General features: G+C 69.3%; 9 protein-coding genes. 8 read left to right on the plus strand and 1 reads right to left on the minus strand.

Going from position 1 to position 12,581, the window contains the following annotated elements; translation table 11 throughout:
• Positions 1-16 precede the first annotated feature (16 nt).
• Positions 17-850 carry a MurR/RpiR family transcriptional regulator gene (locus tag ACLKOY_RS15810; protein WP_436454490.1) on the plus strand — a complete coding sequence of 278 codons (834 nt, stop codon included), beginning with the start codon at positions 17-19 and terminating at the stop codon, positions 848-850.
• Positions 851-858: 8 nt separating this feature from the next.
• On the opposite strand, the gene ACLKOY_RS15815 is transcribed toward ACLKOY_RS15810, so the two are convergent.
• Positions 859-2,367, minus strand: coding sequence for a PucR family transcriptional regulator (locus tag ACLKOY_RS15815; RefSeq protein WP_436454491.1), 1,509 nt, complete (start codon positions 2,365-2,367; stop codon positions 859-861).
• Between the two features lie 116 nt (positions 2,368-2,483).
• On the opposite strand from ACLKOY_RS15815, the gene gabT reads away from it, so the two are divergent.
• From gabT to poxB, 7 genes are all read left to right on the plus strand, one after another.
• A complete protein-coding gene (gabT, locus tag ACLKOY_RS15820; RefSeq protein WP_436454492.1) occupies positions 2,484-3,851 on the plus strand; it encodes a 4-aminobutyrate--2-oxoglutarate transaminase in 1,368 nt (455 codons plus the stop codon).
• Positions 3,852-3,962: 111 nt separating this feature from the next.
• Positions 3,963-5,366 carry a flavin monoamine oxidase family protein gene (locus tag ACLKOY_RS15825; protein ID WP_436454493.1) on the plus strand — a complete coding sequence of 468 codons (1,404 nt, stop codon included), beginning with the start codon at positions 3,963-3,965 and terminating at the stop codon, positions 5,364-5,366.
• Positions 5,366-6,250, plus strand: coding sequence for a universal stress protein (locus ACLKOY_RS15830; RefSeq protein ID WP_363574800.1), 885 nt, complete (start codon positions 5,366-5,368; stop codon positions 6,248-6,250). Before ACLKOY_RS15825 ends, ACLKOY_RS15830 begins: the two co-directional genes overlap by 1 nt.
• Positions 6,250-7,794 (plus strand): APC family permease, encoded by a 1,545-nt coding sequence (locus tag ACLKOY_RS15835; RefSeq protein WP_363574802.1) that lies wholly within the window; start codon positions 6,250-6,252, stop codon positions 7,792-7,794. Before ACLKOY_RS15830 ends, ACLKOY_RS15835 begins: the two co-directional genes overlap by 1 nt.
• A 46-nt stretch (positions 7,795-7,840) precedes the next feature.
• On the plus strand, positions 7,841-9,307 hold the full coding sequence (locus ACLKOY_RS15840) for an NAD-dependent succinate-semialdehyde dehydrogenase (RefSeq protein WP_436454494.1): 1,467 nt from the start codon (positions 7,841-7,843) through the stop codon (positions 9,305-9,307).
• Positions 9,308-9,375: 68 nt separating this feature from the next.
• Entirely contained in the window at positions 9,376-10,740 is a 1,365-nt protein-coding gene (locus ACLKOY_RS15845; protein WP_436454495.1) for an NAD-dependent succinate-semialdehyde dehydrogenase, read from the plus strand.
• A 108-nt stretch (positions 10,741-10,848) separates the two neighbouring features.
• Positions 10,849-12,573 (plus strand): ubiquinone-dependent pyruvate dehydrogenase, encoded by a 1,725-nt coding sequence (gene poxB / locus ACLKOY_RS15850; RefSeq protein ID WP_140037836.1) that lies wholly within the window; start codon positions 10,849-10,851, stop codon positions 12,571-12,573.
• Positions 12,574-12,581 lie beyond the last annotated feature (8 nt).

The following is a 12,581-nucleotide window of genomic DNA, read 5'->3' on the forward strand; positions in this document are numbered from 1 at the left end:
CGCTCGAATCGCCGCGGTGCTCAACACCCTGCAGCCCGCAGAACGCCGCGTCGCCGGGCTGATCGTCGAGTCGGCGGAGGCGGTGGTCGAATGGACCGCCCAGGAACTCGCCGACCGAGCGGGTGTCGGCCGCGCCACGGTCGTGCGCGCGTGCCAGAGCTTCGGCTACCGCGGCTACCCGCAGCTGCGCGTCGCGCTCGCCGCCGAACTCGGCAGCGGGCCGGCGGAGGCGGGCATCGACCACGGACCGGGCGCGCTCGGGCGGATGCGGGGCGAGATCGATCGCGTCGCGGCATCCCTCCCGGCGCTCGCGAGCCTGCTCGACGCGGATGCCGTGGACGAGGCCGTGCGCCTCGCCGCATCCGCCTGCCGGCTGCTGGTGCTCGCGAACGGTCTGTCATCGCCCATCGCGAACGACCTCGCCATGCGGCTCACCGCCTCGGGGCGCGCGGCGGAGTTCATCGCGGATGCCATCGCGCAGCAGATCGCGGCACGCCACCTCACGCCCGACGACGTCTGCCTCATCGTCAGCGGATCGGGCGCGAACGAGGCGAGCCTGCGCGTCGCGACCGCGGCAGCCCGGGGTGGTGCGACGGTGATCGCCCTCACGTCGTTCGCCTCGTCGGCGCTGACCGAGGCCGCCACCCTGTCGCTCGTGATCGCTCCGACCGGGGTGAGCTTCCGCGACGAGCTCGAGCACACCTCGCGCGTCGCATATCTGGTGTTCGCCGAGGTGTTCGCCGCGGCCGTCACGACGGAACGGGGCGCGGATGCCGTCACGGCGCGCGCGCATGCGCTCGAGGTCGTCTCCGACAACCTCGGCGAGGGGACCGGGGGAGTGTCGCGGTGATGGCGGCGCTAGTCCCGAGCGGTCTGCAGCAGCGCCCACAGCTCTGCGCGGGCGGGGAACGATGACAGATCGCTGCCGAGCAGGGCACCGGCCTGAGTGATCCGCGACCGCAGCGTGTGACGGTGCACGCCGAGGGCAGCGGCCGCGGGGTCGGCTTTCGCATCGTGCTCGAGCCAGGTGCGCAGCGAGCGTTCGAGGTCGCCGCCCGATCGCGCGTCGTGGTCGCGGAGGGGAGCGAGCCGCGACTCGGCGACCAGGCGGGCTTCGTCGGTCGCGAGCGCGCTGAGGATGCTGGACCCTGCGGCGTCGGCGAAGTGGAAGACCCCTGCGCCGGACTGCTGGCGCAGTGCCGCGAGCGCCTGAGCGTGTGCGCGCGAGAACGCGTCGTACGACTCCGAGCCCGATGCACCGATGCGGATGCCGAACCGAGCGGCGACCTCGTCCAGCAGTGCGTCGTCGTCCGTCGACAGGCAGAGCACGACGCCCTCGGGGGACTCGGCGAGGAAGCTCGCGGTGCCGTGCTCGGCGCGGCGGCGGTCCCACCAGTCTGCGAACGGGCCGGTCGGGGCGTCCGCGGCGATCGCCACCACGACGGGCGCCGACGGCATGCCCCCGAGCACTTTGCGCGCGAGGGCCGGGTCGTCGTCGAGCAGGGAGCTCAGCAGCTGCGAGTTCAACCGGCGCTTGCTGCGGGCGAGCTGGTCGCTCTGCTCGAGTGCGAGCCCGGCCATCGCGATCACCGACGTCACGACCGTGCGGGCCTCGGCGTCGAGCGCGTCGACCGCCAACGCGATCACTCCCCGCAGGTGTCCTCCGCGTCCGACCGTGAAGAGCGTGAACGTCTGGTCGTCGATCGTGAGCGACTGCCCGGCTTCCAGTCCGCGGGTGAGGATCTCGGTGACGCGTTCGCCGAGTTCGGTCAGACGGCCCGCGGACACGGCTGACCGGGGGTGTGACAGCTGCAGTGCGCCGGCCCCGTCGTACATGCCGACCCAGACGCCGAGACGGCGACCGAGCTCGGCGAGGGTCGCGTCGAGGCCGCGGGGGCGCAGTGCGGCCAGCGCCAGCGCGCGCTGGGTGTCGAGCGCCCAGGATCTGCGGGCGTAGGCCTGTGCGGCGATGGCCTCGGAGTGCGCTCGGGCGACCGCGATGAACGGTGTGCGGTAGGGCACCTCGAACAGCGGGGTCCCGCGGCGCGCGCACTCGAAGATCAGCTCCTCGGGGATCCCGGCGCGATGCACGTCCGTGCCGAAGCCGAGGCCGAGCACCCCGCGATCCGCGAGTCGCCCCACGTACACGTCGAAGTCGGTGCCGGCGTCGAACTGGGTGCCGGTGGTGAGCAGGGCGAGGTCCTCGGCGAGAAACGGCGTCGGGTCGGCGAGGTCGGAGCTGTGCACCCAGCGCAAGGGGCGATCGAGCGCGCCGGCGGGGAGGTCGCCTTCGTCCGAGATCAGGCCGAGTCCGAGGTCGCGACGTCGGAACAGGGCGCGCAGAGTGGGCTGCTCGGTGTCGTCCATGCCCGCGTTCCTCTCCCGCCGCCGGGACCAGGGTTGTACGGTCGGGCGATGATCTCTACGAGATTGTACAGCTGGGCGAATGCGCGTGTGTCGGATCCGGCCGTACGCTCACGAACATGGCTCTCCTCGACACCGCAGCTGTTGCAGTCCCCCTCGGCGGACCCGACCTCCCCCAGGAGCGTCGCCTCGTGACCGAACTCCCCGGCCCCCGCTCGGCCGAGATCCTCGCGCGCAAGGCGGATGCCGTCGCCGCGGGCGTCGGGCATACGGTTCCGGTTGCGGCCGTCGCCGCCGGCGGAGGAGTGGTCGTCGACGCCGACGGCAACTCGTTGATCGACCTCGGCTCGGGCATCGCCGTGACGACCGTCGGAAACGCGCACCCCAAGATCGCCGCAGCAGTGGCCGCGCAGGCCGCGCAGTTCACCCACACCTGCTTCATGATCTCTCCGTACGAGTCGTACATCGAGGTGGCCGAGGCACTGAACCGGCTCACCCCCGGTGACTTCGCCAAGAAGAGCGCCCTGTTCAACTCGGGCGCCGAGGCCGTCGAGAACGCGATCAAGATCGCCCGCAAGCACACCGGTCGCCAGGCGGTCGTCGCCTTCGACCACGGTTACCACGGCCGCACCAACCTCACTATGGCGCTGACCGCCAAGTCGATGCCCTACAAGAGCGGCTTCGGGCCGTTCGCCCCCGAGGTCTACCGCGCACCGATGTCGTACCCGTTCCGCGACGGACTCGAGGGCGGCGACGCCGCTGCCCGCGTCATCCTGCAGCTCGAGAAGCAGATCGGCGCCGACAACCTCGCCGCGGTCATCATCGAGCCCATCCAGGGTGAGGGCGGCTTCATCGTCCCGGCCGAAGGCTTCCTGCCGGCGATCGCCGACTGGTGCCGCGCCAATGGCGTCGTCTTCATCGCCGACGAGGTGCAGACCGGCTTCGCCCGCACCGGCCACATGTTCGCCAGCGAGATCTTCGGCATCGAGCCCGACCTCATCACGACCGCCAAGGGCATCGCGGGTGGTCTGCCTCTCGCCGCGGTCACCGGACGCTCCGAGATCATGGACGCCTCGCACGCGGGCGGCCTCGGCGGCACCTACGGCGGCAACCCGATCGCCTGTGCCGCAGCGCTGGCCGCGATCGACGTCTTCGAGAACGACGGCGTGATCGAGCGGGCCCGCGAGATCGGAGAGATCCTCACGACGCGCCTCGCAGCCATGCAGCAGCAGGATGCCCGCATCGGCGACATCCGCGGGCACGGCGCGATGATCGCCGCCGAGTTCGTGAACCCTGAGACGAACGCGCCGGATGCCGCACTCACCGCCGCCGTCGCGAAGGCGTGCGTCGCCCAGGGCGTCATCGTGCTCACCTGCGGCACCTACGGCAACGTCATCCGCTTCCTGCCTCCGCTCTCGATCGGCGACGATCTGCTGAACGAGGGCCTCGACGTCGTCGCGGCCGCACTCGCGGCGAACGCGGCCTGACAGACCAGCGGTAGCGGCTCGCCGCGACCGCCACCACACGTCCGGCCGCGACGAGGATCGGGGGATTTCGAGTCGCGGCCGGCACACACATTTCCAACGAAGGAGAAGCAGATGGCTGAGATCACTCGCGACGTGCTGATCGTCGGAGCCGGAGCCGCAGGGCTCACGGCCGCGAACGACCTGCGCAAGGCCGGACTGTCGGTCGCCGTCCTCGAAGCACGTGACCGCGTCGGCGGACGCCTGTGGACCGACGTCATCGACGGCGCCATGCTCGAGATCGGCGGCCAGTGGGTCTCGCCCGATCAGGATGCCCTGAAGGACACGATCGAGGAGCTGGGGCTCGAGACCTACAGCCGCTATCGCGAAGGCGACAGCGTGTACGTCGGCCCCGACGGACAGACGCATCGCTTCACGGGCGAGATGTTCCCGGTGTCCGCCGAGACCGAGGCCGTCATCGCCGAGATCACCGAGCGCCTCGACGCCATGGTCGCCGAGATCGATCCCGACCGGCCCTGGGCGCACGCGCAGGCCGAAGAGTGGGACTCGGTCACGTGGGACGCCTGGCTGCGGGCGCAGACCGACGACGACGAGGCCGTGCGCAACCTGGCCTTCGCCACCGGATCCGCGATGCTCACCAAGCCCACGCACTCGTTCTCGCTGCTGCAGTCGCTGCTGATGGCGGCATCCGCCGGTTCGTACTCGAACCTCGTCGACGCCGACTTCATCCTCGACAAGCGCGTCGTCGGCGGCCTGCAGAAGGTGCCGCTGCTGCTCGCGGAGCGCCTCGGAGACGACGTGCTGCTGAACCAGCCGGTGCGCTCGCTCGAGTGGAGCGCCTCGGAAGGCTCGGGAGCCCAGTCGTCGGTCATCGCGACCACCGACGACACCACCGTGCGCGCCCGCTTCGCGATCCTCGCGCACGCTCCGGTGCTCTACAGCCGCATCGCCTTCGTGCCGCCGCTGCCGCGTCGACAGCACCAGATGCACCAGCACATCTCGATGGGCTTCGTCATCAAGGTGCACGCCGTGTACGACCGCCCGTTCTGGCGCGAACAGGGCCTCAGCGGCACCGCGTTCAGCCCCTACGAGCTCGCGCACGAGGCGTACGACAACACCAACCACGGCGACGAGCGCGGCACCCTGGTCGGCTTCGTGAGCGACCAGAACGCCGACGACCTGTTCACGCTGTCGGCCGAGGAGCGCAAGCAGCGCATCCTCGAGTCCCTCTCGCACTACTACGGCGACGAGGCGAAGAACCCCGTGGTCTACTACGAGAGCGACTGGGGCACCGAGGAGTGGACGCGCGGCGCGTATGCGGCGAGCTTCGACATGGGCGGCCTGCACCGCTATGGCGCCGACCTGCGCTCGGCCGTCGGACCCATCCACTTCGCCTGCAGCGACATGGCAGGAGCCGGCTACCAGCACGTCGACGGCGCGATCCGCATGGGGCACCTCGTCGCATCGAGCATCGTCGAAGCCACTCGCGCCACCGGCGACACCGCCGAGGTCGGCTGATGACCGGCGCGGTCGTCGTCGGCTACACGGCGACGGATGCGGGAGCGGATGCCGCTGCGCTCGGCGCTCGGCTCGCCCGCAGCCTCGGTGCTGTCCTGCACCTGGTGATCGTGCTGCCCTCCGAGGGCACCCGCAGTGCTGCGGTTCCGCCGGAGCGCGCGTACGAGGAGCACATCCGGCGACAGGCGAAGGAATGGCTCGAGGACGCCGTCGTCAGACTGCCGCAGGAGCTCACCCGCACCGGCCACGTGCGCTTCGGCGAGTCGTTCGCCGAAGGGCTCATCGCCGCCGGTGAGGAGTTCGACGCGCGCCTGATCGTCATCGGCACCGCCGGTGGCAGCATCTTCGGCCGTCACCGCCTCGGCAGCGTGGCCTCCGAGCTGCTGCACTCGTCGACGATCCCCGTCGCACTCGCCCCGGCAGGGACGGCGGAGCAGGACGACCATGTGCTTCCTCGGGTCACGGTGGCGGTCGGCAACCGCGCCGGCGCCGACAACCTCCTCGACGAGGCTGCCGCGATCGCGACCGAGTCGCGCGTCGGTCTGCGGCTGGTCTCACTCGTGCCGTTCGACGTGCCGCCCGGTCTCGACACCGGCGCGATCCGCGTGGTCGGCGACGAGCACGCGAGCGAAGTGCTCGAGGTGGCCAAGGGGCTGCTGCCCGAAGAACTGAAGGCCGAGGTCGAAGAGGCCCCCGGCGACACGGTCGAAGACGCCGTCGCGAATCTCACGTGGCTGCCCGGCGAGGTCGTCCTCGTCGGTTCCAGCCGTCTGGCGCAGCCGCGCCGCCTGTTCCTGGGCTCGACCGCAGCGAAGATGCTGCACGAACTGCCCGTGCCCATGATCGTCGTCCCGCGCACCCGCGCCGAAGCAGGAGTCCGCTGATGAGCAGCTCGAACCGGGCGACGGAGCCCGCATCCGGTGTGACGACCGGCATCTCGCAGAAGGGTCTGCGAGCAGGGGCCGTCGGAGTCATCGGAGCCGTCGTCATCGGCGTCTCCACGATCGCCCCGGCCTACACCCTCACCGCATCCCTCGGTCCGACCGTCGCCGAAGTCGGCACGCAGGTGCCGGCGATCATCCTCGTCGGCTTCATCCCGATGCTCCTGACCGCGTTCGGCTATCGCGAGCTCAACCGCATGATGCCGGACTCCGGAACCTCCTTCACCTGGGGCGTGCGTGCCTTCGGCCCCTGGATCGGCTGGATGACGGGCTGGGGCCTGATCGCGGCCACCGTGATCGTGCTGTCGAACCTCGCCGGCATCGCCGTCGAGTTCCTCTTCCTCCTGATCGCTCAGCTCAGCGGAAATCCCGAGATCGCCGATCTCGCCTTCAACCCCATCATCAACGTCGTCGTCTGCCTGCTCTTCATGCTCGGCGCGACGCTGGTGTCGTACCGCGACATGCAGACGACACAGAAGTTCCAGTACATCCTGGTGGGCTTCCAGGTGCTGGTGCTGGTGATCTTCGCCACCGTCGCGATCGTCAAGGCCGTCTCGGGCGATGCCCCTGAACCCACGGCGTTCTCGTGGTCGTGGTTCAACCCGTTCGAGGTGCCGTCCTTCAGCGCCTTCGCCGCCGGTCTGTCGCTGTCGATCTTCATCTTCTGGGGCTGGGACGTCGTGCTCACCATGAACGAGGAGACGAAGAATCCGGCGAAGACCCCTGGTCGCGCTGCGATGGTCACCGTCGTGGTCGTCGTCGCCCTGTACCTGCTGATCGCGATCGGTCTGATCATGTTCGCCGGTGTCGGCACGGGTGACTACGGGCTCGCGAACGAGGACATCTCGGCGAACGTGTTCTTCGCGCTGTCGGATCCGATCCTCGGACCGCTCGCGTTCCTCGTGTCGCTCGCGGTGCTCTCGAGCTCGGCGGCATCGCTGCAGTCGACCGCGGTCGGCCCCGCCCGCACGCTGCTGGCGATGGGGCACTACGGCGCCCTGCCGAAGAAGTTCGCATGGGTCAGCCCGCGCTTCTTCACCCCCGGCTACTCGACGATCGTGTCGGCCGTCGTCGCGTCCGTCTTCTACGCCGTGATGCGCCTGGTCAGCGAGAACGTCCTCACCGACACGATCCTGTCGCTCGGCATGATGATCTGCTTCTACTACGGGCTCACCGCGTTCGCGTGCGTCTGGTATTTCCGCAAGCAGTGGTTCGACTCGGCCAGGAGCTTCTTCTTCACGTTCCTGTTCCCGCTCGTCGGCGGCGCGATCCTCGCCGTGCTGTTCGTGACCACGCTCATCGACTCGATGGACCCCGCGTACGGCAGCGGATCGAGCATCGGCGGAGTCGGACTCGTGTTCATCCTCGGCGTCGGCATCATCGCGGTCGGCATCATCATCATGATCTGGCAGTCGATCAAGCGCCCGGCGTTCTTCCGCGGCGAGACGCTCAGCATGGATGCTCCTGCCAGCATCCGCAGACGCTGACCGGATCCGCGGCATCCGCATTCCTCCCTCACACAGAAAGAGATTCATGAGCACTCAGACTGAGCAGGCGCTGCTCGACAGCATCCCCACCGGCCTCTTCATCGGGGGAGAGTGGATCGACGGCGAGAACGGCGGCACGTTCGACGTGCAGGACCCGGCGACCGGCGCGGTCATCCGCACGATCGCCGACGCGACGCCGGGTGACGGCATCCGGGCACTGGATGCTGCGGTCGCCGCGCAGGACTCGTGGGCGGCCACAGCGCCGCGCACCCGGAGTGAGATCCTCCGCCGCGCCTTCGACCTCGTGCAGGAGCACAAGGAGGACCTCGCGCTGCTGATGACCCTCGAGATGGGCAAGCCGCTCGCCGAGGCTCGGGGAGAGGTCGCCTACGGCGGCGAGTTCCTGCGCTGGTTCAGCGAGGAGGCGGTGCGCATCAGCGGTCGCTATGGCATCAACCCCGAGGGCACCGGCCACATGGTCGTCTCGCAGCGGCCCGTCGGCCCGTCGTTCTTCGTGACGCCGTGGAACTTCCCGTTCGCGATGGCGACGCGCAAGATCGCTCCGGCACTGGCCGCCGGCTGCACCGTGGTCATCAAGCCCCCGGCACTCACGCCCCTGACGACGATGTTCTTCACCTCGCTGCTCGAGAAGGCGGGCCTCCCGGCCGGTGTCGTCAACGTCGTGCAGACCTCGAAGTCGTCGGCGCTGTCGGCCCCGATCATCGCCGACCCGCGGCTGCGCAAGCTGTCGTTCACCGGCTCGACCGAGGTCGGACGCAAGCTCATCGCCCAGGCCGCCGAGGGCGTGCTGCGGGTCTCGATGGAGCTCGGCGGCAACGCCCCGTTCGTCGTGTTCGACGACGCCGACCTCGACAAGGCGGTCGACGGCGCACTGGCGGCGAAGTTCCGCAACATCGGCCAGGCGTGCACCGCGGCCAACCGCTTCATCGTGCACAAGGACGTCGCTGACGAGTTCGCCCGCAAGGTCACCGAGCGCGTGAAGGCGATGAAGATCGGCCGCGGCACGGAAGACGGAGTCGCGATCGGCCCGCTCATCGACGAGGGCGCTGTCGCGAAGGCGGGAGAACTCGTCGATGACGCCGTCGAACGAGGCGCCACGCTGCTCGCGGGCGGCAAGGCGCTCGAGGGCACCGGCACGTTCTATGAGCCCACCGTCCTCACCGACGTCGTCGCAGGCTCGGCGATCCTCCGCGAGGAGATCTTCGGACCGGTGCTCGCGATCGCGACCTTCGACACCGAGGACGACGCGGTGCGTCTCGCGAACGACACCGAGTACGGGCTCGTGTCGTACGTGTTCACCGAGAACCTGCAGCGCGGTCAGCGCATGATCGACAAGCTCGAGACCGGCATGATGGGTCTCAACGTGGGCGTCGTGTCGAACGCCGCGGCACCGTTCGGTGGCGTCAAGCAGTCCGGCGTCGGCCGTGAAGGCGGTCTCGAGGGCATCCACGAGTACCTGTCCACCAAGTACACGCTGATCCCGATCTCCTGACCACCACCTCCGGTCTGGGTCCCTGAGCCTGTCGAAGGGCCCAGACCGACAAAATGAGAGGACTCGACATGACCGATTACGCCGTCATCAACCCCGCCACCGGAGAGACGCTGGCGTCCTTCGACACGTTCACGGATGCACAGATCGAGGAGGCCGTGGCGGCCGCCGACGCCGCGCATCGTGACTGGTCGCGTTCCTCGACCGTCGCCGAGCGCGCAGCGCTCCTCCGCCGTGCGGCCGAGCTGCACCGCGAACGCCGCGAGGAGCTCGCCGACGTGTTCGTGCGCGAGATGGGCAAGCCCCGCGAGGCAGCCCTCGGAGAGGTCGACTTCGTCGCCGACATCGCCGAGTACTACGCCGACCAGGCCGAGGCGATCATGGCCGACCAGCCGATCGCCATCCTCGGAGAGGGGTCGGCGATCGTGCGTCGGTCGTCGCTCGGACCGCTCGTCGGCATCATGCCGTGGAACTTCCCGGCCTACCAGATCGTGCGCTTCGCGGCTCCGAACCTCATCGTCGGCAACACCATTCTGCTCAAGCCCGCGCCGCAGTGCCCCGAGTCGTCGACCGCGATCGAGGCGATCTACCACGACGCCGGATTCCCGAAGGGCGCCTACCAGAACGTCCTCGCGACGAACGACCAGATCGCCGACATGATCGCCGACCCGCGCGTGCAGGGCGTCTCGCTCACGGGCTCGGAGCGCGCAGGCGCCGCGGTCGCCGAGATCGCCGGACGCAACCTCAAGAAGGTCGCGCTCGAGCTGGGCGGATCCGACCCGTTCATCGTGCTCTCGACCGACGACCTCGACGCCACGGTGCAGGCCGGCGTCGACGCGCGTCTCGACAACAACGGTCAGGCGTGCAACGGCGCGAAGCGCTTCATCATCGTCGACGGCCTGTACGACGAGTTCGTCGAGAAGTTCACCGCGGCGATGGCATCGGTGACGGCGACCGACCCGATGCTCGACGACACCGTGCTCGGCCCTGTCTCGTCTGAGACGGCGGCCGAGAACCTGCAGAAGCAGATCGACCAGGCCGTCGAGCAGGGAGCGACGCTGTTGACCGGCGGCACGCGCGACGGAGCGTTCTTCGCGCCGACCGTGCTCGCCGACGTCACCCCCGAGATGAACGTCTACCGCGAGGAGCTCTTCGGCCCCGCTGCGGTCGTCTACCGGGTCGCCGACGAGGACGCAGCCGTCGCCCTCGCGAACGACACGACCTTCGGCCTCGGCTCGTACGTCTTCACCACCGACGCCGAGCAGGCCGAGCGCGTCGCCGACAACATCGAGGCGGGCATGGTCTACGTCAACCTCGTGCTGGCCGACAGCCCCGAGCTGCCGTTCGGCGGCATCAAGCGCAGCGGCACCTCGCGCGAGCTGGGGCATCTCGCCGCCGACGAGTTCGTCAACAAGAAGCTCATCCGCATCGGCTGAGCGTCTGTACGGGGGAGGGGCGGATGCTGCGGCATCCGCCCCTCCGTCGTCTCCAGGGCAAGTCTCCGGACCGACCCCCGGACCGGCCTCCGGGCGTAGGTTGGAAGCATGGCAACCGTCGCAGCGAACATCGTCAAGACCCTCCGCGCCAACGGGATCGACCGTGTCTACGGCCTTCCGGGTGACTCCCTCAACGGGTTCACCGACGCCCTCCGAAAGGACGGCGGCATCCGATGGGTGCACGTGCGACATGAGGAGTCAGCCGCTTTCGCAGCGGCGGCGGATGCTGCGCTCACGGGCGACCTCGCCGTCGTCGCCGGCTCGTGCGGGCCGGGCAACCTGCACCTGATCAACGGCCTCTACGACGCCAACCGATCGCGAGTCCCCGTGCTCGCGATCGCGGCGCACATCCCCACGACCGAGATCGGCACGGGGTACTTCCAGGAGACCCACCCGCAGGAGCTCTTCCGCGAGTGCAGCGTCTACGTCGAGTACGTCGCAGACCCGAAGCAGATGCCTCGCCTTCTCGAGATCGCGATGCGCGCCGCGATCGAGCAGCGCGGGGTCGCGGTGCTCGTGATCCCCGGCGACGTCGCCCTGGCGGAGATCGCCGACGACCGCGCCGTGGTGATCGAGCGGTCCCACCCGGTGATCGTGCCGAGCGGCGACGAGCTCGCCCGGGCGGCGACTCTGCTCAACGCCTCGAAGAAGACCACGATCCTCGCCGGAGCGGGTGTCGAGGGTGCCCACGACGAAGTCATCGCCCTGGCTGATCGCCTCGGCGCCCCGATCGTGCACGCGCTCCGCGGCAAGGAGTTCATCGAGTACGACAATCCGTTCGACGTCGGCATGACGGGTCTGCTCGGCTTCGCCTCCGGCTACCGGGCGATGGAGGCGGCCGACACTCTGCTGGTGCTGGGCAGCGACTTCCCCTACGAGCAGTTCTACCCCGAGCACGCGAAGACCATCCAGGTCGACATCCGTGGATCGCAGCTCGGCAAGCGGCATCCGCTCGATCTCGGTCTGGTCGGAGATGTCCGTGCGACCGCCGAGGCGCTGCTGCCGCGCCTCGCCGAGAAGAGCGATCGCGATCACCTCGACGACTCGACAGCGCACTACCGCAAGACCAGGGCGAAGCTCGACGACCTCGCGACTCCCACGAAGGCCGGTCGGCCGATCCACCCGCAGTACCTCGCCCGGCTGCTCGACGAGCAGGCGGCGGATGACGCGGTGTTCACCGCGGATGTGGGTTCGCCGACCGTGTGGGCAGCCCGCTATCTGTCGATGACCGAGAACCGACGGCTGATCGGCTCTTTCACGCACGGCTCGATGGCCAACGCCCTGCTGCACGGCATCGGCGCGCAGGTCTCGCATCCTGACAGGCAGGTGATCGCCCTCGCCGGCGACGGCGGGCTCGCGATGATGCTGGGGGAGCTGCTCACTCTCACCCAGAACAAGCTCCCCGTGAAGACGATCGTCGTGAACAACTCGTCTCTGAACTTCGTCGAACTCGAGATGAAGGCCGCCGGCTTCGTGAACTACGGCACCGCGCTCGACAACCCGAGCTTCGCGGCGATCGCCGAGGCCATGGGCATCTTCGCCCGCCGCGTCGAGAACAGCGAAGATCTGCCGGATGCCGTCCGCGAGGTGCTCGCACATGACGGCCCCGCGCTGCTCGATGTCGTCACCGAACGGCAGGAGCTGTCGATGCCGCCGGCGATCGAGGCCGCGCAGGTCAAGGGCTTCGCGCTGTATGCGATCCGCACGGTCATGTCGGGCAAGGGCGACGAACTGCTCGACCTCGCACGCGCGAACTGGCGTCAGTTCCTCTGAGCGCAGCA

The sequence above is a fragment of the Microbacterium sp. K2 genome, assembly GCF_051365005.1.
Classification (GTDB): domain Bacteria; phylum Actinomycetota; class Actinomycetes; order Actinomycetales; family Microbacteriaceae; genus Microbacterium; species Microbacterium foliorum_B.

Coding starts and splice junctions, on each gene's coding strand:
- ACLKOY_RS15845 (WP_436454495.1), top strand. CDS start 9,376: ATGACCGATTACGCCGTCATCAACCCCGCCACCGGAGAGACGCTGGCG.
- ACLKOY_RS15835 (WP_363574802.1), top strand. CDS start 6,250: ATGAGCAGCTCGAACCGGGCGACGGAGCCCGCATCCGGTGTGACGACC.
- ACLKOY_RS15825 (WP_436454493.1), top strand. CDS start 3,963: ATGGCTGAGATCACTCGCGACGTGCTGATCGTCGGAGCCGGAGCCGCA.
- ACLKOY_RS15840 (WP_436454494.1), top strand. CDS start 7,841: ATGAGCACTCAGACTGAGCAGGCGCTGCTCGACAGCATCCCCACCGGC.
- ACLKOY_RS15830 (WP_363574800.1), top strand. CDS start 5,366: ATGACCGGCGCGGTCGTCGTCGGCTACACGGCGACGGATGCGGGAGCG.
- gabT (WP_436454492.1), top strand. CDS start 2,484: ATGGCTCTCCTCGACACCGCAGCTGTTGCAGTCCCCCTCGGCGGACCC.
- poxB (WP_140037836.1), top strand. CDS start 10,849: ATGGCAACCGTCGCAGCGAACATCGTCAAGACCCTCCGCGCCAACGGG.
- ACLKOY_RS15815 (WP_436454491.1), bottom strand. CDS start 2,367: ATGGACGACACCGAGCAGCCCACTCTGCGCGCCCTGTTCCGACGTCGC.